Source organism: Zhengella sedimenti (assembly GCF_046506625.1).
Classification (GTDB): Bacteria; Pseudomonadota; Alphaproteobacteria; order Rhizobiales; family Rhizobiaceae; genus Zhengella; species Zhengella sedimenti.
Map to the genome: position 1 here is coordinate 221138 of NZ_JBKFFP010000006.1, position 17209 is coordinate 238346.

Consider the following 17209-nt stretch of genomic DNA (forward strand, 5'->3'; position numbering starts at 1 on the left):
AGCCCGATACCCGTCCGTGCGGGCTCATCGGCCGGACCGTTTGCGCATGGCCGCCATCCTCACGCCGGTTTCTTCCGCAGGTCCTGCCCGGCGGCATCCAGGGCAAGGAGAATCCGGTCGATGGCCATGTCGATCGTCTCGCGGGTCCAGATGAGCGGCGGCGAAAGGATCATGGTATCGCCCACCGCGCGCATCATCATGCCGCTGGCAATGGCGTGGTCGCGCACGGCGACGCCCGCGGCGCCGCCACCGGGAAACCGCTCGCGGCTGTCCTTGTCCTTCACGATCTCGATGGCGGCCATCAGGCCGATGGAGCGTGTTTCGCCGACGATGCCGTGCGGCGCGACGCGTTCTGCCAACTGGCTGGCAAGATAGGGTCCGGTCTCTTCCCGCACGCGGTCGATCAGCCCTTCCCGCTCGATGATCTCCAGGTTTTTCAGCGCGACGGCGCAGGCGACGGGGTGTCCGGAATAGGTATAGCCGTGGAAGAACTCGCCACCCTTCTCCACCAGCGTCCGCGAGATCCGGTCCCCGACCAGCAATGCCGAGAGCGGCTGGTAACCCGATGTCAGCGCCTTGGCCGTGGTGATCGTGTCCGGTTCGAGACCGTAGGTCTGCGCGGCGAACCAGTTGCCGGTCCTTCCGTATCCGGTGATCACCTCGTCGAGCATCAGCAGGATGTCATGCTTGCGGCAGATCCGCTGGACTTCCGGCCAGTAACTGTCGGGCGCGATCTTCACCCCGCCCGCGCCCATGACCGGCTCGCCGATGAACGCGGCCACCTTGTCGGCACCATGTTCGAGAATGGCCTCCTCGACCGCGCGGGCCGCCCGCAGACCGAAATCATGGTCGCTTTCGCCCGGCTGCTTCAACTCGAACGCATAGGGGGGCATGACGTGGACGATACCCGGCACCGGCGCACCCAGTTGCGCATGCATGGCGCTCATGCCGCCCAGCGACGTACCCGCCACGGTCGAACCGTGATAGGCGGTCTGGCGCGAAATGATGATCTGTTTCTCTGGCTTGCCTTCCAGCGCCCAGTAATGACGGACAAGACGCAACGCCGTGTCGTTGGATTCCGATCCGGACGATCCGTAGAAGACCTGGCCGACATTCGGCGGCGCGATCTCGGAAAGTTTCTGCGACAGAAGAACCGGCGTCGGCGTGGTGCAGCGGAAAAAGGAATTGTAGTAGGGCAGTTCCTTCATCTGCGCATAGGCAGCGTCGGCGAGTTCGTCCCGCCCGTAGCCGACATTGACGCACCACAGCCCGGCCATGCCGTCGAGGATGGCGTTTCCCTCGCTGTCATGGATGAAGGCACCATCGGCACGCACGATCATGCGGCTTCCCGCCGTGCGCAGATCCTTGTGGTCGGTGAACGGGTGGAGGTGATGCGCGGCATCGATGGCCTGCAGCTGCTGCAGAGAATAATTCTGATAGGTCATGGACTTGCCCCTGCCGATTGAATCAGGCGGATAAGAAAATGAAGCGGTTTGTCAATCAGGGGGTCAGCGGCGGCGAATAGCCGATGCGCGCACAAAGGCGCAGCAGTTCGGCATGGAGTGTCCGTGGCGACGGGTTCGGCTTCATGATCCCATGATTGCGGAGCAACCCCACAATTGCAAACGGAAATCGAAGGAACCGGACGGGACAGCGATGAAGAAATGGCCGGCGGATGAATTGCCCCACTCATCCGCCGGCCGGCCCCCTCGGGCCCGCACACCCGATACACTTCCCGGCAGCTCATTCGCCGCATCAACAACCAGTCCGCCCCCGGTCCTGATTGCCCGGCTGCCGGGCCGTCCTATGCGACAAAAATGACTGAGCAATCATTGTGCCAGATCGAAAACGCCGCATTCCCGGCATTCCCTGCGCGAAACAGGGCGTTCGATCTTTGCAAATCGCAAAACGCCGATGCATTTTGCAAAGCACTTGCGGACAAGCCTCGCGATTTCGCATTTTGCGAAATCGGGCCCGATGGGCTCAGCCCTGCCGTATGAAGCTCTTGTAGACGAAACCCCGGCGCCCTTCGTGGCTGATCTCGCACCAGCCCTTGCAGCCATGAATGGTCACGCGCGCCTTGGCCGGGATGACCTCGATAACCTTCGCGCCATTGCTCGGCCCGGCGCGCATGTTGACATGCTGACTGGCGTAACCCGTCTTTCCGGCTCGCGCCGGCGCTACGTCTTCCTGTGGAGTGGACTCCAACCGCCGCTCCACCGGCGCAATGGCCGAAGTCAGCGGATTGTCGCGGCTTGCCTCCGGAGCGCCTTCATTCTCGAGCAGCAGCCTCGCCAGCGCCTGCTTGCCTTTCGTCGCGGAAGAGCCGGCGTCTTGTGCCCATCGCGGGTCGTCGGCGGCAAGAGCGGAATAGTCGTCCTTCATGACCCTGCCGTCAGTCGCCACCTTGTATGTGCGAACCGGCGCCGGAGCCATCGCCTGGCTTTCCGCCTGGGCCATCGCCAGCGCCCCGGCAGCGGAAACACGCCCAGGCGTCAGACTGTTGGCGTGTGTCTCCCCGCCCGCCGTTTTGCCGGCCGCAGCACCGGCATCCGCAACCGGGGCCGGCATCGCCGCCTTGGCCGGTGACGCGGCCGTCACCACGGTGCCGCTGCCCTTCGGGCTGCCGCCGGCAACCACGGCAATGGCGCCGAAACCGGCCAGGACCGCCAGAACGGCGCCCGTCGCGACGAAACCGGCCAGACCGAATCCGGCTGTCTGCGACCGCTGCTCCTGCTCAAGACGTTGCTTCGCCCAGTTTCCGGCGAATTCGCTCATCATGCTACTCCCTGCGCCCTTGGGGCGGCATGTCTGATTTTTCTTTTCATGCACCGTCCTTCGGGTCGCACAGGAATATGGCGGGACCACGGAATGAATCGGGCAGTCACGGGGCAATCGGCCTTTACGCCCGCCGCGCCCTTTGCCATCGTCGCCGCGCGAAGGAGAAACGCCATGCTCGATCCGCTTGGAAATCCGCTCAGCAACGCAAGCCCGGCGGCCCGTCAGGGCATCTGCGATTTCGTCGCCGGCTTCCTTGGCTATCACCCCAGGGCGGTGAACGTTCTGGCCGCCGCGGAAGCAGACCCCGAATGCCCGCTCGCCCAGACCTATGCCGGGATCTTGTGGATGTTCCTGGAAAGTCCGGAGGCACCGGCTCAGGCGCAGCGTTTCATCCATGCCGGCACGGCGTTGTCAGGCCGGGCCAATGAACGCGAACGCAGCCTGCACGCCATCCTCACCGACTGGGCCTCGGGCGACCAGTTGCGCGCCGAGGAAAGGATCGCCGCCCATCTAGACAGCTGGCCGAACGACCTCGCCGCCATGAAGCTCGGCCAGTATCTCGCCTTCAACCGGGGCGACGCCCCCGCCATGCTGCGCCTTGCCCGCGCGGTGGAAAGCCGCAATGCCGGCAATGCGCATTTCCACGCCATGGCGGCTTTCGCCTTCGAGCAATGCCATCTTCTCGACAAGGCGGAGGCGGCCGCGAACAGGGCGCTGGAAATCGATGAAACGGAGCCATGGGCACACCACGCGCTCGCCCATGTCATGCTTACCCAGGGCCGTGTGCCGGAAGGCGCCCGCTTCCTGGACCGTGCCGCGCCACACTGGAACGGGCTGAACTCCTTCATGTATACGCACAACTGGTGGCACCGCGCCCTGTTCGCCCTTTCCATGGGCGACGAGGACGCCGTTCTCTCCATGTATGACGCGCATTGCTGGTCCATGGAGAAGGCATACAGCCAGGACCAGATCGGCGCGGTCTCGCTGCTGGCACGCATGGAGATGGCGGGCATGGATGTCGGCGGGCGCTGGTCCGAACTCGCCGGCTGGCTCAGGGTCCGCCATGGCGATACGGTCAACGCCTTCCTGACCCTGCAATACCTTTACGGTCTCAAGCGCGCAGGCCTCGGGGAAGCTGCCCATCTGATGCAGGCCATCGAGGACCGTGCCGCCGGCGCGAACGGTTTCGACGCGGCCGTGTGGCGTGACGTGGCCCTTCCCGCCGCACGCGCCATCATGGCGCATCTCGAAGGGCGCCACGCAGAAGCGGCACGCCTGATGAGCCTTGCCCTGCCCCGCATGGCCGAGGCCGGTGGCAGCCACGCCCAGCGCGACCTCTTCGAACAGATCCTGCTCGATGCCCACCGCAAGGCCGGTAACCTGGTCCAGGCACAGCAGATGATGGAAATGCGCCGCATCTACGATCCCTGCGGCATACCGCTCAACCGGATGCTGGCCGCCACCTATCGCCGTCTCGGCCTCCAAGAGGAAGCCTGCGAGGCGGAAGCGCGACGCTATGCCTGACATGGACGCCCGGCGGCGCTTGCAATGACATAAAGACTTCTTTATGTGGTTATGACCTTTTCCCCTATTCAGGATCCCTGCCATGTCCGATGCGCTTTCCCAACTGCTGGCCGAAAAGGGTGTCCTGCTCGCCGATGGCGCCACGGGCACCAACCTCTTCGCCATGGGTCTGGAATCCGGCGATGCGCCGGAATTCTGGAATGCCGACCATCCCGACCGGATCACGAAGCTGCACCAGGATTTCGTGGATGCCGGTTCCGACATCATCCTGACCAACTCCTTTGGCGGCACCCGCCAGCGCCTCAAGCTGCACAACGGCCAGGACCGCGTTCACGAGCTCAACATGAAAGCCGCGCAGCTTGCCCGCGCCGTGGCCGACAAGGCCCCGCGCAAGGTCGTCGTCGCCGGGTCCGTCGGACCAACGGGCGAGTTGCTGCAGCCGTTGGGTGCGCTCACCCATGACGATGCCGTGGACGCCTTTGCCGAGCAGATGCAGGGCCTCAAGGATGGCGGCGCCGATGTTGCATGGATCGAGACCATGAGCGCGCCGGAGGAAATCCGCGCCGCCGTCGAAGCCGCCAACCGGGTCGGCCTGCCCTATGTCTATACCGGTTCCTTCGACACCGCCGGGCGCACCATGATGGGTCTGCATCCAAAGGACATTCACCATGTCGCCGATGGCCTCGGCAATGCACCGGTCGCGGTGGGCGCCAATTGCGGCGTCGGCGCCTCGGACATGCTGTCCACCCTGCTCGACATGTCGGGCGCCGAACCCGGCGCCGCCATTGTCGTCAAGGCCAATTGCGGCATTCCCGAATTCAAGGGCACGGAAATCGTCTATTCCGGCACGCCGGAGCTGATGGCCGAATATGCCCGCCTCGCCATGGATGCCGGCGCACGGATCATCGGCGGCTGTTGCGGCACGCGTTGCGAACACCTTGCCGCGATGCGTCATGCCATCGACACCCACGCCCCGGCGACACGCCCGACCATCGAAGAGATCGTCGAGAAGGTCGGCCCGATGCGCAACAAGCAGGCTGACGCCAGCGGCGCGGGAACGGGCGGCGACGGCGGCCGCGAACGGCGCGGCCGGCGGCGCGGCTGAGCTATTCCCGGCCGCGGACCCGTTCCTCGCCAGCCGTTTTCGCAGGCGGAATTCCCGTCCGCAAATTGTTCACAGGCATAACGAAGTGTCTGGACAGGCCCGCTTGAATGGCTAACCTCCCCCCGAAAGCCGCAATAAGGCGGCGATGGGAGGTTTGATCATGAAACTCGCGAAATCATTGCTCGGGCTCTTGGCGGCGGCGGCGCTGGCGACATCCCCCGCCCTCGCCGAGGACCGCATCTCGATCGGCACCGGCGGAACCGGCGGACTGTTCTATGTCATCGGCGCGGGTATGGCTGAAATCATCAACAAGCACATGGACGGCGCCACGGCCCGCGCGGAAGTGACCGGCGCCTCCGTGGAAAACATCCGCCGCGTGGCCGCAGACCAGCTCACCTTCGGCTTCTCCTCCGCGTCCACGCTCTATGAAGCCACAAAGGGCAAAGGCCCGTTTGCCGACGGTGCGCTGCCGATGGCCGCGATGGCCTACCTCTATCCGGCCGTCATGCAGATCGCGACGATCGAAGGCACCGGCATCCGGACGCTCGACGACCTGGCCGGCAAGCGCATCAGCCTTGGTCCGCCCGGATCGAACTCCGCAGTCCTGTGCATGCGCATCCTGCAGGAAAAGGGCGTCTTCGATCAGGGCAACGCCCAGTTCCTTTCCTACACCGAAAGCACCAAGGCGCTGGTCGACGGCAATGTCGATGCCGCCTGCGTGCTGGCAGGCGCACCGGTCGCAGCCCTGATCGACCTCGATGCCAAGGCCGACATGGTCATGATCCCCGTCGATGACGCCACGATGACGGCGCTGGTGGAGAAATATCCCTTCTACCAGCGCTTCGAGATCAAGGCCGGCACCTATTCCGACCAGAAGGAGCCTGTTGCCGTCGTCAACGACCCGGCGACCCTCTTCGCCAAGGCAAGCGCGGATACCGGACTGATCGAACGCATCACGGCGACGATCTTCACCAATCTCGAGGAACTGCACGCCGTCCACCCGGCCGCAAGACGCATCCTGCGGGAAACGGCAACCAATGTGCCCGTGGACCTGCATGCCGGAGCCAAGGCCTGGTATGATGCCAATCCCTGACCGGGCGGGACCATGTTGAAGCAATGGATCGGGCGGATCGCGCTGGATGGCGCGGTCCGCGAAAACCGGGCGGAGACGGCTGCCGTCTCCGCCCTTTTTGTCATCCTCGCCGTGGCCATCACGGCGCTGGTGATCTACGGTGCCTATTTCGGACTGATCACGGCGCTCATCCTGCGATCCGTCTTCTTCTCGCTGGCCGCCTCGGCCGGGCTGGTCTGGTGCGCACTGAGAATCCGGTTCCTTCCCGTTGCAATCGGGCTCTATGTCCTTGCCGTCCTGGTCCTCGTCCCGGGCTATCATCTTCAGCAGTCCTATTTCGACATCATCATGCGCGGCGCCATGGCGACGCCCCCCGATCTCTGGCTGTTCGTCATCCTCATGGCCGCGATCCTCATCCTCACGCGCCTGACGCTGGGATGGGCGCTCGTCCTGCTCGTTCTGGCAGCCCTGGCCTATGCATGGTTCGGCGATCTCATTCCCGGCAAGTACGGACATGGCGGCTACGACCTGCGCCGCCTGACCTCCACGCTGATGCTCTCCACCGAGGGCATCTACGGCCTGCCCATGGGCGTGGCGGTTGAGTACATCTTCCTGTTTGCCCTGTTCGGCGGCGTGCTGATGCGCATCGGCGCCGGCGAGGTCTTTGTCGACATCGCACGCGGCCTGACCGGGCGCGTCCAGGGCGGGCCCGGCCTGTCGGCGGCCCTTTCGAGTGCCCTGCTCGGCACGATCAACGGCTCGGCCGTCGCCAATGTGGTCACCACCGGCACATTCACCATTCCCTTGATGAAGAAGGCCGGCTACACGCCGCGCCTGGCCGGTGCCATCGAGGCCGCCGCTTCGTCGGCCGGCCAGATCCTGCCCCCGGTGATGGGCGCTGCCGCCTTCCTGATGGCCGAGATCCTCGGCGTGCCCTACGGCCAGATCGCGCTGGCCGCGCTCGTGCCCGGCCTGCTCTACGTGCTCGCCCTGATGATCGCTGTGCGCCTGGAAGCCGGCCGCCTGAACCTGCAGCGCGATCCGGGCGCCGGTCTGGCATTGCTCATCGCCACGCTCAAGACACGCGGCTATCTGCTGGCGCCGCTGGTGGGTCTCATCGCCCTGCTTGTCGCGGGCTACACCCCCACGCGCGCCGCCGTCATCTGCATCGTCATCGCGCTGGCGCTGTCGCCGTGGAAGAAGGAAACGCGCGTCGGCCTCACCGATCTCCTGCTCATCTGCCGCGACACGCTTGTTGCGACCGTGCCGATCATCGTCGCGGTCGCCGCGGCCGGTGTGATCATCGGCGTGCTCAACCTCACCGGACTGGCGCTCATGATGTCCGGCATGATCCTGGAAGCCGGCGAAGGCTCCATCTGGATGATCCTCGTGCTGACGGCGCTGGCATCCTTCGTGCTCGGCATGGGTCTGCCGACATCGGCCGCCTACCTGCTTCTGGCGGTTCTCGTCGCCCCTGCGCTGACGCGCCTCGGCGTCGAACCGATCGTCGGCCACATGTTCATCTTCTACTACGGCCTTGTTTCGGCCATCACGCCGCCGGTCGCGCTCGCCGCCTATGCGGCGGCCTCCATATCGGGCGCCGGGGCCAACGAGACGGCTGTGGAATCCATTCGTCTGGGCTTCGTGAAGCTGCTGGCGCCCTTCCTCTTCGTCACCATGCCGGGCCTGCTCATGATCGGCGGTCCCGGCGAAATCGCCGCATCGGTCGTCCTGGCCGCCGCCGGCCTGTCGGCCCTGACGGTCGCCTTTGCCGGATGGCTCGGGCGACCGATGACCGGATGGGAACGCATCGTCCTTGCGGCTGGCGGGCTTGCCATGCTGTGGCCTGCCCCGGTTGCAGACCTTGGCGCGCCTGTCCTTGCCACCCGTTTCGCCGGTGTGGTGCTGGCGGCCTGGATCGTGGCGCGCTGCGCCCGGTCCGCGGCCGAGACTAGCGCAGGACCGGGACGTCGGTGAATTCGTGCAGCAATTCCTTGCCGCAGACCACGCGGACCGCCTTGTAGGCATCCTGGCCCGGCAGGATCACGCTGACGCGCGCGTTGGTGATCACCTGCGCCGCGATGTCGTTGATTGGCGGCCTGGCCTCCAGCACCACCATCTGTGTTGGCGGAAAGGACCGCGTCAATGGCCCCTCACGCAGGCTCAGCGCGTAACCGGGTGTGGGCATCGAAACGCTTCCGCGCACATGCAGCATCAGCCTGCCGCCAGAATACGGCGTGCGCGAGAGCCAGGCCTCCCAGTCCTGCGAGGAGACAACGGGACAGAGATCGTCCTGGGCCATGGCGTCCGTCACGCCGGTCGCGGCAAGCAGGCCGCCGGCCAGTCCTGCGGCAAGGATGGAACGCCTGTTGATTGCGCTTCGGTTCATGATCCTTCTTCCTTCTCGGTCAAATCCGGTTGTTGCGGATAGAGCCGGACCCGGCGCGCCAACTGCCGGCCGGGTCCGCTCGTTTCACCTCGTCTGGTCAAGCGAACTGGCGATCTGCACCAGGCGCAAAAATTCAGACCGGTAGCCGAAGGGATCGTCGCCACGCGCCCCGGCAGCCAGCGCCGCAATGGCGTCCCAGCCGGTACCGGCCACCTGCCCGGTCTTGCGCAGCTTCTGGCCGAAGCCCGCCACGGCGACCGAGAAGCGCAGGTCGTCCGGCGCCTGGTCGAGCGAGGCGATCTCGTTTTCCGGCGTCACCGGCTGGGTGATCAGTTCCGACGTATCGCTGTCAGGCTGCTTGTAGCGTATCTTGACGAAACCATACTCCCCGCTTCCGCCTCCGGCCGCCGTATCGGCCGGTGCTGTCTGGTAACGCAGGTCGTCGATCTGCTGTGCCGGGCTGCCCTTCGGCGTGATCTCGTAAATCGCCGTGACCGAATGGCCGGAGCCGATGTCACCGGCATCCTTGCGGTCGTCGTTGAAGTCCTCCCGGTTCAGCGCCCGCGTCTCGTAGCCGATCAGCCGGTATTCGGCGACTGTCGCCGGATTGAACTCCACCTGGATCTTCACGTCCTTGGCAATCGGGAACAAGGTCGACGTCGCCTCTTCGACGAGGGTCTTCTGCGCTTCGCCGAGCGTGTCGATATAGGCGGCGGTGCCATTGCCGTTCTGCGCCAGGACCTGCATGAGCTGGTCATTGTAATTGCCCTGGCCAAAGCCGAAGACCGACAGGAACACGCCTTTCTCGCGCTTGTCCTCGATCATGGTCTTGAGCGCGTCGTCCGACGACGGTCCGACATTGAAATCGCCGTCGGTCGCCAGCATGACGCGATTGACGCCGCCTTCGACGAAGTTCTGCTCGGCCAGCCGGTAGGCCGTCTCGATCCCTGCCGCGCCCGCCGTGGAACCGCCCGCCCCCAGTCCGTCGATGGCCGCCAGGATCTTCGCCTTGTCCGAGGCCGCTGTCGGCTCCAGCGCCACGCCCGCCGAACCGGCATAGGTGACGATGGACACCGTGTCTTTGGCATCGAGCCTGTCGAGCAGCAGCCGGAACGACGTCTTGAGCAACGGCAGCTTGTCCGGCGCGTTCATCGAGCCCGATGTATCGATGAGGAAGACCAGATTGGCCCTGGGCCGCGTTTCCGGCTGCACGTCATATCCCTTGATGGCGATATGCATCAGCTTGCGATGCGCATTCCATGGCGACGGAACCACGGTCACGGTCGGCTTGAACGGCTGATCCGGGTTGCCGGCGGCCGGCCAGTCATAGGGGAAGTAGTTGATGAGTTCCTCCACCCGAACGGTTTCCGGCGCCGGCAGCCGCCCCGCATTCAGTTGCGAGCGGACGAAGGCATAGGAGGACGTGTCGACATCGATGGAGAACGTGGACACCGGGCTTTCCAGAACCGCGCGCACCGGGTTGCTGTCGAAGGCTTCCACCCGGTCGCGATTTTCCATCGAAGGCAGCGGAGCATGATCCGGGCTCGCCGGAAGCCCCGCGGCCGGACGCTGCGGCGACTGCGCGAACTGGCGCTTTGCCATCACCGCGCCATTGCCGGCGCCCTGCAGGGTCAGCATGGGCGCGGCCGGGACGGGACCGGCGGCGGTTTCCCCGTCGCCACCGGCGACAGCTGTTTTGGAACGGGCTTCATCGGCCTGCGTGGCGGCTTCGGGCTCCGCCTGCGGCGCGCCGGAATTCATGTTCATCAATCCGCCCGGACCGCCGGGCTGCTGCTGTACCAGCGGCGAGGTTTCCATCATCTGCCAGGCGAAATAGCCGCCGAAGGGCAGCACGAGGATGGCGGCGGCGATCGGGCCGGCAAGGGTCTTGGGCGTCATGACATGTCTCCATGCTCCGGTTGCGATGGAGATGAGACGTCCGTGGCCCGCCGATCCTTGGGGCGTTGCCGTCATTTTCTTGTCCGTTCCGGCTTCCCCGGCATCGAAGGCGTCCATGGCGGCCAGCAAGGCACGCTCGCGCGCATCGGCGCGCGGCGCCTCGCGGCCGCTTGAGGCCAGTTGTTTCAGCTTGTCGTCACCGGTCATGGTCACGTCTCCCCGCCCGGCCGCAACAGCACGGCCAGGCGTTTCTTCGCATCATGGATGTGCCAGGAAACCGTAGCCTCCTTGCAATCGAGAATCCTGGCAGCCTCTGCGTGGCTGAGTTCCTCCGCATAGACCAGCAGCACCGCTTCCTGCGTCTTTTCCGGCAATTCCCGCACCGCGGCCCAGAGCGCCTGCGTCTCGTCTTCGGGCGGCCAGTCGCCAGCGCCCGGCTGGTGGTCGATCAGCGCCTGCACTGCCATTTCCCTGGCCCGCCGTGCATCGCGCTGGACGGCACGGTGATGATCCCGTGCGGCATTGATCGTCATGCGGTAAAGCCAGGTGGTAAAGGCCGATTCGCCACGAAAACCGCGGATTGCATGCCCGAGCTTCACGCAGACGGACTGGGCGATGTCCTCCGCGTCCTGACGGTTTCCCGCCCAGCGCAGCGCCACGCGATGGATCATGTCGTAGTGATCGTTGACGAGCCGGGCGAAGGCCGCGCGATCACCGCCAGCCGCCGCCAGCGCTGTCCTGTTCACGTCGTAACCGTGTCCGGTCTCATCGCTCATCGCATGCATCATCGACCATTGGACGGCGCAGGCAAGGCGATCCTTGGGTGCATTGTGAAAAAATGCTTATGCGCGGAGAAAGGCCGCCTGATGGAAACGCTGCTGGGCGGCGGGGTAGCGCCACGCCAAGCCGGCCGGGCAGGCATTGCGCGCCAGGCAGCCCTGGTCCCGGCAGGCAATCCCTGACGGCGAACGGGCATGGGCCCCGCAGGCCGCCGCATCAAAGCCGGCAGGACCGTAAGCCTGAACCGGACAGGCCGCCAGGCAGGGCTTCGCATCGCAGGCATCGCAGGGATGCCGCGCGGGTTCGGGCAACGGCATGTCCAGCGCCTCGCCGAACAGGAGCGCGCCGCGATAGGCATGCCACAGGCCGAACACGGGATGCATCAGTAGGCCGAGCGGTGACGGGCGAAGCCCCTCCGCCCGCATGGCCCATTGCTGGAACGGCAGATAGGGCGGATCGGACGGGAAGACGGCACGGGCGCCGAACCGTTCGGCCACATCGCCGATGACCGCCTTTGACCAGGCATCGAGCGGATCGGCCGGATCGGTCTCTTGCCGCTGCCGCCAGGCATTGAACGGTTCCCAGATCGAACCGCCACCATGGCCGGCAAGCAGAACGCTGCGCGCGGGCAATCCGTCTGGCCCGGCAGGCGCGGCATCGCGCGTGGCGAAAACGAACCCGCCGCGTGGCATCAGGCCGTGGGGCGCAAGCATGGCGGCGACATCGTCGATCGTGGTTTGGACTGCCGCCGGCACGGCCTCAGCCTTTCAGCGTTTCCTCGAAGAGGGTGAGCAGGCGTTTCCAATGCCGCTCCGCGCCTGCTTCGTCATAGACTCCATGGTCGGGAACGCACCAGCCATGCCGGCAACCCGGATAGTTTTCCAGCGTGTAGTCGACCCCGGCCTCGCGGAAAACCTGCGCGAAGCGCGCAGACTGCTCCGGCGGGAAACTGCCGTCATCGCCCGCGACGCCGACATGGATCCGCCCTTTGATGCCGCCGGCATGAAGATGGGGACTGTCGGGAATGTCACCGGCAAGATTGCCACCATGCCAGCTTGCCGCTGCCGCGACGCGATCCGGATAATAGGCCGCCGCGTTCAGTGCCCGCGCGCCGCCCATGCAGTAACCGGTCACCCCGACCGGTCCGTCCAGTCCCTCGCCATCGAGCGCCGCGAGGAAATGCGCCGTGTCCTCGATGGTCATGGCCTGGCTTGTCTGCGCCAGCATGGACTTGAGCAGCGGTCCGCGTTCGGGATCGGAAAAGGTCGTCCGGGCGTTGAAGGGCGACCGGTCCTCGCAGCGGTACAGCAGGTCGGGCAGCAGCACCGCATAGCCCTCGCCCACCAGCCGTCCGGCCATTGCATCCAGCGCCGGTCGCGGGCCGAAGGCATCCATGTACAGGAGTACGCTTGCCGATGCGTTCCCTTCCGGCAGGAACAGCTTTGCCGGACACGTACCCGCCCCGGTGGTGATCGACAGGGTTTTCAGATGCATGGAGTTCTCCGTTCACGCGCAGCTGGAACGCCCGGCCTGCGCCGGGCGTGCGAAGCCTAGTGGTTTTCGCCCTTGTGTCAAAGGCGATGCCGGAGAGTGGTTTGCCAAGGAGCGCCGCCGGTGCCGGGCCCGATCAGCCGCCGCCATCGCCGCGAACGGGCCTGCGCCAGACATCATCGTGGATCAGGGACGCGACGCGTGACCGGCCGGAGACTTCGGCCTCATCCTTTCACGTGAAGGCGTCGGGCATGGATTCCTTCTTCCTGGCGACGAAATCCGTCAGCCCGTCCATGATGCCCGGATCCATATACGGCGCCTCGTAGGCATCGAGCCACTTCCCGGCCAGTTCATTGGCGCGCTGATGGGCAGGTTTCTGGCCCTCCGCCTGCCATTGCTCGAAGGAATTGTTGTCGGCGATGGAGGACCGGTAGAAGGCTTCCTGGAAATTGGCCTGGGTATGGGCGCAGCCGAGATAGTGCTGTCCGGGACCGACTTCGCGGATGGCATCCATTGCCTGGCCGTTTTCCGACAGGTCCACCCCCTCGGAAAGGCGCTGCATCATGCCGAGCTGGTCGATATCCATCATGAACTTCTCGTAGGAAGAGACCAGCCCGCCCTCCAGCCAGCCGGCGGCGTGAAGCACGAAATTCGTCCCCGCCAGCAGGGTGGAGTTGAGCGTGTTGGCGCTTTCATAGGCAGCCTGCGCATCGGCCACCTTGGAAGCGGTCAGCGATCCGCCGGTGCGGAACGGCAAGCCGAGGCGACGCGCAAGCTGCGCCGCGCCATAGGAGACCAGCGAGGGCTCCGGCGTGCCGAAGGTCGGTGCGCCCGACTGCATGGAGATCGACGAGGCAAAGGTGCCGAAAAGTACCGGCGCACCGGGCCGCACAAGCTGCGTGAACGCAGCGCCTGCCAGCACTTCCGCCAGCACCTGCGTCAGCGTTCCGGCCACCGTCACGGGACTCATGGCACCGGCAAGGATGAAGGGCGTGACGATGCAGGCCTGGTTGTTGCGGGCATAGACCTTGGCCGCGCCCACCATCGTATCGTCGAACACCATGGGCGAGTTGGCATTGATCAGGTTGATGACGACCGTATTCTGGTCGACAAACTCCTCGCCGAACAGGAGCTTGCACATGTCGACCGTGTCCTGCGCCCGTTCCGGCGCCGTCACCGAACCCATGAAGGGTTTGTCGGACAGGGTCATGTGCGCCATGATCATGTCGAGATGACGCTTGTTGACCGGCACGTCCACCGGCTCGCAGACCGTTCCGCCGGAATGGTGCATCGAGGGCGCCATGTAGGCGAGCTTCACGAAGTTGCGGAAGTCCTCGATGGTCGCATAACGGCGGTTTCCCTCCAGGTCGCGCACGAAGGGCGGCCCGTAAACCGGGGCGAAAACGGTTGTGTCGCCGCCGATCTGCACGGATTTTGCGGGATTGCGCGCATGCTGGGTGAAGCTGGAAGGGGCGCTTTTGAGCAGTTCGCGGCAAAGCCCCCTCGGGAAACGCACGCGCTCGCCCTTCACATCAGCCCCGGCATCGCGCCACATCTGAAGCGCTTCGGCGTCGTCGCGGAACTCGATGCCGATTTCTTCCAGGATCGCGTCGGCATTGGCCTCGATCAGCGACAGGCCTTCCTCCCCCAGGACCTCGTAGACCGGGATCTTGCGGGTGATGTAGGTCAGCGACAATCCGGGCCCGCCACCTGATCGCGCGGCGCGGCGCGCCGCTGCACCGGACCTTTCACCCCTGCCACGGCGTTCGCGCGGGGCGGCTGAAGCACTTGCCGCCAACTGTTCGGTATCCTCGGTCATTCCTGTCACCGTTTCTCAGAAATCCACGCCCGCTCCGGGCATTGTCTTCCAAGTCTAAGGTCGCCCCGTTCGCCGCGCCTGCCCCAACCGCGTCAACGACTTGGCTACCGGCGACACGGCGCGTGAAGGTCCGGGAGGGCAATATCGACCGCAACGGGCCGCCCGGGACACCAAACGCGCCCTTGCCAGCCCGCCCGATGCGCTATATCCGACGGAATTGAGGGACCCGGTCGCAATTTGCATCCGGTGGCGTCGCAAATTGTGCAGCCCCTGCGGCCGGTTGTCAGGATATTCGCGGGCAGGCGCAGTGTGCGAACACCGGTCGCGTGTTTTTTTGAGAGGAATTGGACAATGGCTGGCGACGACGAGATCATCCTGTCGGAACTCGATGACGAGGAACTCGTTCAGCAGATGATGGACGACCTCTATGACGGCCTCAAGGAAGAGATCGAGGAAGGCACACGCATCCTCCTCGATCGCGGATGGGCGCCCTATGACGTGCTGACCAAGGCCCTGGTCGAAGGCATGCGCATCGTCGGCGAGGATTTCCGCGACGGCATCCTGTTCGTGCCCGAGGTCCTGCTGTCGGCCAATGCCATGAAGGCCGGCATGACCATCCTGCGGCCGCTGCTCGTCGAGACAGGCGCGCCGAAGCTGGGCACCATGGTCATCGGCACGGTGAAGGGCGACATCCACGACATCGGCAAGAACCTGGTCGGCATGATGATGGAAGGTGCCGGCTTCGACGTCATCGATATCGGCATCAACAATCCGGTCGAGAACTATCTCGAGGCCATCGAGAAGCACAATCCGGATATCGTGGGCATGTCGGCCCTGCTGACCACGACCATGCCCTACATGAAGGTCGTGATCGACACGATGAAGGAAAAGGGCATCCGCGACGACTATGTCGTTCTCGTCGGCGGCGCACCGCTCAACGAGGAATTCGGCAAGGCCGTCGGTGCCGATGCCTATTGCCGTGACGCCGCGGTTGCGGTTGAAACGGCAAAGGATTTCATGAAGCGCAAGCACAACCAGGCGGCTGCCGGCTGAACCGTTCCAGGGAACGAAGCCCGCAAGGTCATGCGCCTGGCCTTCAAGGGAGGTTCACGCCATGATGCGGTCCGTTCTTGTTCTTGCCCTGGTGTCGGCCCTGACCTGCGCGGCGGGACCGGCCACGGCAACCGGCGAAATCGTCTCGCTCATCACGCAGGACGACCGGCAGCGCCTTGACGACTTCGAGGAGACGCGCGCCCGCGCCATAGCCGTCGCACGGGCCCGCGGGGCGCCGGGCGATATCGCCGAACTCAACGAGATTCTAGCGGGTGAACCGGTCGCCATTGCCGGCAACGACCTGACCGGCAACTGGCAATGCCGCGTCACCAAGCTGAATGGACCGGTCGAACTTGTCATCTATTCCTGGTTCCGATGCCGCATTTCCGATGACGGCTCCGGCTGGCGGCTGGAAAAGCTGACCGGGTCGCAACGTGTGACCGGCCGGTTCTTCGATGACGGCGACAAGCGCATGATCTTCCTCGGCGCTGGCCACTACTCCTACGAGGAGCCCCTGTCCTATCCGCAGAACAGCGAACGCGACGAGGTCGCTTATGCCTTCCTGCTCGATGACGGGCGCTTGCGGCTGGAATTCCCTGCCCCGCACCTGGAATCGCGCTTCGACATCCTGGAACTGAAACGGTGAGCGCGGCGAAACCCGCCAACAGCGCAGAGCCCGTCCGCGTGATTGCATGCGGGGCGATCGCGCGCGAGATCGTTGCGGTATGCGAGGCCAACGGGCTTGACCATGTCGACCTGACCTGCCTCCCGGCGATCTGGCACAACACGCCGGACCTGATCGCCCCGGCCATGCGCGACAAGATCGCGCAAGCCCGTGCGGAAGGCTTCACGCGCATTTTCATCGGTTATGCCGAATGCGGGACCCGGGGCGAAATCGACCGCATCTGCCGCGAGGAAGGACTGGAGCGGATCGAGGGACCGCATTGCTATGCCTTCTATACCGGCACGGAGAAATTCCTGCGCGAAAGCGGCGACGAGGTGACCACCTTCTATCTGACGGACCTGATCGCTCGCCAGTTCGAGGCCTTCATTGTCGAACCGCTGAAACTCGACCGTCACCCCGAACTGATCGCCATGATGTTCGGCAACTATGCGAAGCTGGTCTATCTCGCCCAGAGCGACGATCCCGCCCTCGACGCGAAGGCGCGACAGGCGGCAGGCTTTCTGGGCCTGGATTATGAACGCCGCTTCACCGGCTATGGCGACCTCACCGATGCGCTGCTGAATGCCGCCCCGACCTGACTTGTGGTTTTCACAATCCGGACCTAAATGACG

Annotated in this window: 15 protein-coding genes; 7 read left to right on the plus strand and 8 right to left on the minus strand. The window is 65.0% G+C overall.

The window, feature by feature from the left end; translation table 11 throughout:
* Nucleotides 1–59: 59 nt before the first annotated feature.
* Together ACLB6G_RS16880 and ACLB6G_RS16885 are read right to left on the minus strand one after the other, a co-directional pair.
* Nucleotides 60–1445: an aspartate aminotransferase family protein gene (locus ACLB6G_RS16880; protein ID WP_410357377.1), complete on the minus strand. Its 1386-nt coding sequence runs from the start codon at nt 1443–1445 to the stop codon at nt 60–62.
* Between the two features lie 538 nt (nt 1446–1983).
* A complete protein-coding gene (locus ACLB6G_RS16885) occupies nt 1984–2778 on the minus strand; it encodes an SH3 domain-containing protein (protein WP_410357378.1) in 795 nt (264 codons plus the stop codon).
* 93 nt (nt 2779–2871) lie between these two features.
* On the opposite strand from ACLB6G_RS16885, the gene ACLB6G_RS16890 reads away from it, so the two are divergent.
* The 4 genes from ACLB6G_RS16890 (at nt 2872) to ACLB6G_RS16905 (ending at nt 8459) form a co-directional block, all read left to right on the plus strand.
* Nucleotides 2872–4305 (plus strand): tetratricopeptide repeat protein, encoded by a 1434-nt coding sequence (locus ACLB6G_RS16890; protein WP_410357379.1) that lies wholly within the window; start codon nt 2872–2874, stop codon nt 4303–4305.
* Nucleotides 4306–4387: 82 nt separating this feature from the next.
* On the plus strand, nt 4388–5410 hold the full coding sequence (gene bmt / locus ACLB6G_RS16895; protein ID WP_410357380.1) for a betaine--homocysteine S-methyltransferase: 1023 nt from the start codon (nt 4388–4390) through the stop codon (nt 5408–5410).
* Nucleotides 5411–5570: 160 nt separating this feature from the next.
* Nucleotides 5571–6503 (plus strand): TAXI family TRAP transporter solute-binding subunit, encoded by a 933-nt coding sequence (locus ACLB6G_RS16900; RefSeq protein ID WP_410357381.1) that lies wholly within the window; start codon nt 5571–5573, stop codon nt 6501–6503.
* Between the two features lie 12 nt (nt 6504–6515).
* Nucleotides 6516–8459, plus strand: a complete 1944-nt coding sequence (locus ACLB6G_RS16905; RefSeq protein ID WP_410357382.1) for a TRAP transporter permease — start codon at nt 6516–6518, stop codon at nt 8457–8459.
* Here ACLB6G_RS16905 and ACLB6G_RS16910 read toward each other — a convergent pair.
* The 6 genes from ACLB6G_RS16910 to ACLB6G_RS16935 form a co-directional block, all read right to left on the minus strand.
* Nucleotides 8434–8871: a hypothetical protein gene (locus tag ACLB6G_RS16910; RefSeq protein ID WP_410357383.1), complete on the minus strand. Its 438-nt coding sequence runs from the start codon at nt 8869–8871 to the stop codon at nt 8434–8436. The genes ACLB6G_RS16905 and ACLB6G_RS16910 overlap by 26 nt on opposite strands.
* 84 nt (nt 8872–8955) lie before the next feature.
* Entirely contained in the window at nt 8956–10977 is a 2022-nt protein-coding gene (locus ACLB6G_RS16915; protein ID WP_410357384.1) for a YfbK domain-containing protein, read from the minus strand.
* Nucleotides 10978–10979: 2 nt separating this feature from the next.
* Nucleotides 10980–11546, minus strand: coding sequence for an RNA polymerase sigma factor (locus ACLB6G_RS16920; RefSeq protein ID WP_410357385.1), 567 nt, complete (start codon nt 11544–11546; stop codon nt 10980–10982).
* Nucleotides 11547–11612: 66 nt separating this feature from the next.
* Nucleotides 11613–12305, minus strand: a complete 693-nt coding sequence (locus tag ACLB6G_RS16925) for a hypothetical protein (RefSeq protein WP_410357386.1) — start codon at nt 12303–12305, stop codon at nt 11613–11615.
* Nucleotides 12306–12309: 4 nt separating this feature from the next.
* Complete coding sequence (locus ACLB6G_RS16930) at nt 12310–13044, minus strand: dienelactone hydrolase family protein (protein ID WP_410357387.1); 735 nt, start codon at nt 13042–13044, stop codon at nt 12310–12312.
* Between the two features lie 229 nt (nt 13045–13273).
* Nucleotides 13274–14860 carry a trimethylamine methyltransferase family protein gene (locus ACLB6G_RS16935; RefSeq protein ID WP_410357388.1) on the minus strand — a complete coding sequence of 529 codons (1587 nt, stop codon included), beginning with the start codon at nt 14858–14860 and terminating at the stop codon, nt 13274–13276.
* Nucleotides 14861–15211: 351 nt separating this feature from the next.
* Here ACLB6G_RS16935 and ACLB6G_RS16940 point away from each other — a divergent pair, with 351 nt between their 5' ends.
* From ACLB6G_RS16940 to ACLB6G_RS16950, 3 genes are all read left to right on the plus strand, one after another.
* Entirely contained in the window at nt 15212–15913 is a 702-nt protein-coding gene (locus tag ACLB6G_RS16940) for a corrinoid protein (protein ID WP_410357389.1), read from the plus strand.
* A gap of 61 nt (nt 15914–15974) precedes the next feature.
* Nucleotides 15975–16559 carry a DUF4893 domain-containing protein gene (locus ACLB6G_RS16945; RefSeq protein ID WP_410357390.1) on the plus strand — a complete coding sequence of 195 codons (585 nt, stop codon included), beginning with the start codon at nt 15975–15977 and terminating at the stop codon, nt 16557–16559.
* Complete coding sequence (locus tag ACLB6G_RS16950; protein ID WP_410357391.1) at nt 16556–17176, plus strand: DUF1638 domain-containing protein; 621 nt, start codon at nt 16556–16558, stop codon at nt 17174–17176. Before ACLB6G_RS16945 ends, ACLB6G_RS16950 begins: the two co-directional genes overlap by 4 nt.
* Nucleotides 17177–17209: the final 33 nt, after the last annotated feature.

Bases quoted from the DNA above. Each gene is read 5' to 3' on its own strand.
- ACLB6G_RS16880 (WP_410357377.1), bottom strand. From the start codon at position 1,445: ATGACCTATCAGAATTATTCTCTGCAGCAGCTGCAGGCCATCGATGCC.
- ACLB6G_RS16885 (WP_410357378.1), bottom strand. From the start codon at position 2,778: ATGAGCGAATTCGCCGGAAACTGGGCGAAGCAACGTCTTGAGCAGGAG.
- ACLB6G_RS16890 (WP_410357379.1), top strand. From the start codon at position 2,872: ATGAATCGGGCAGTCACGGGGCAATCGGCCTTTACGCCCGCCGCGCCC.
- bmt (WP_410357380.1), top strand. From the start codon at position 4,388: ATGTCCGATGCGCTTTCCCAACTGCTGGCCGAAAAGGGTGTCCTGCTC.
- ACLB6G_RS16900 (WP_410357381.1), top strand. From the start codon at position 5,571: ATGAAACTCGCGAAATCATTGCTCGGGCTCTTGGCGGCGGCGGCGCTG.
- ACLB6G_RS16905 (WP_410357382.1), top strand. From the start codon at position 6,516: ATGTTGAAGCAATGGATCGGGCGGATCGCGCTGGATGGCGCGGTCCGC.
- ACLB6G_RS16910 (WP_410357383.1), bottom strand. From the start codon at position 8,871: ATGAACCGAAGCGCAATCAACAGGCGTTCCATCCTTGCCGCAGGACTG.
- ACLB6G_RS16915 (WP_410357384.1), bottom strand. From the start codon at position 10,977: ATGACCGGTGACGACAAGCTGAAACAACTGGCCTCAAGCGGCCGCGAG.
- ACLB6G_RS16920 (WP_410357385.1), bottom strand. From the start codon at position 11,546: ATGAGCGATGAGACCGGACACGGTTACGACGTGAACAGGACAGCGCTG.
- ACLB6G_RS16930 (WP_410357387.1), bottom strand. From the start codon at position 13,044: ATGCATCTGAAAACCCTGTCGATCACCACCGGGGCGGGTACGTGTCCG.
- ACLB6G_RS16935 (WP_410357388.1), bottom strand. From the start codon at position 14,860: ATGACCGAGGATACCGAACAGTTGGCGGCAAGTGCTTCAGCCGCCCCG.
- ACLB6G_RS16940 (WP_410357389.1), top strand. From the start codon at position 15,212: ATGGCTGGCGACGACGAGATCATCCTGTCGGAACTCGATGACGAGGAA.
- ACLB6G_RS16945 (WP_410357390.1), top strand. From the start codon at position 15,975: ATGATGCGGTCCGTTCTTGTTCTTGCCCTGGTGTCGGCCCTGACCTGC.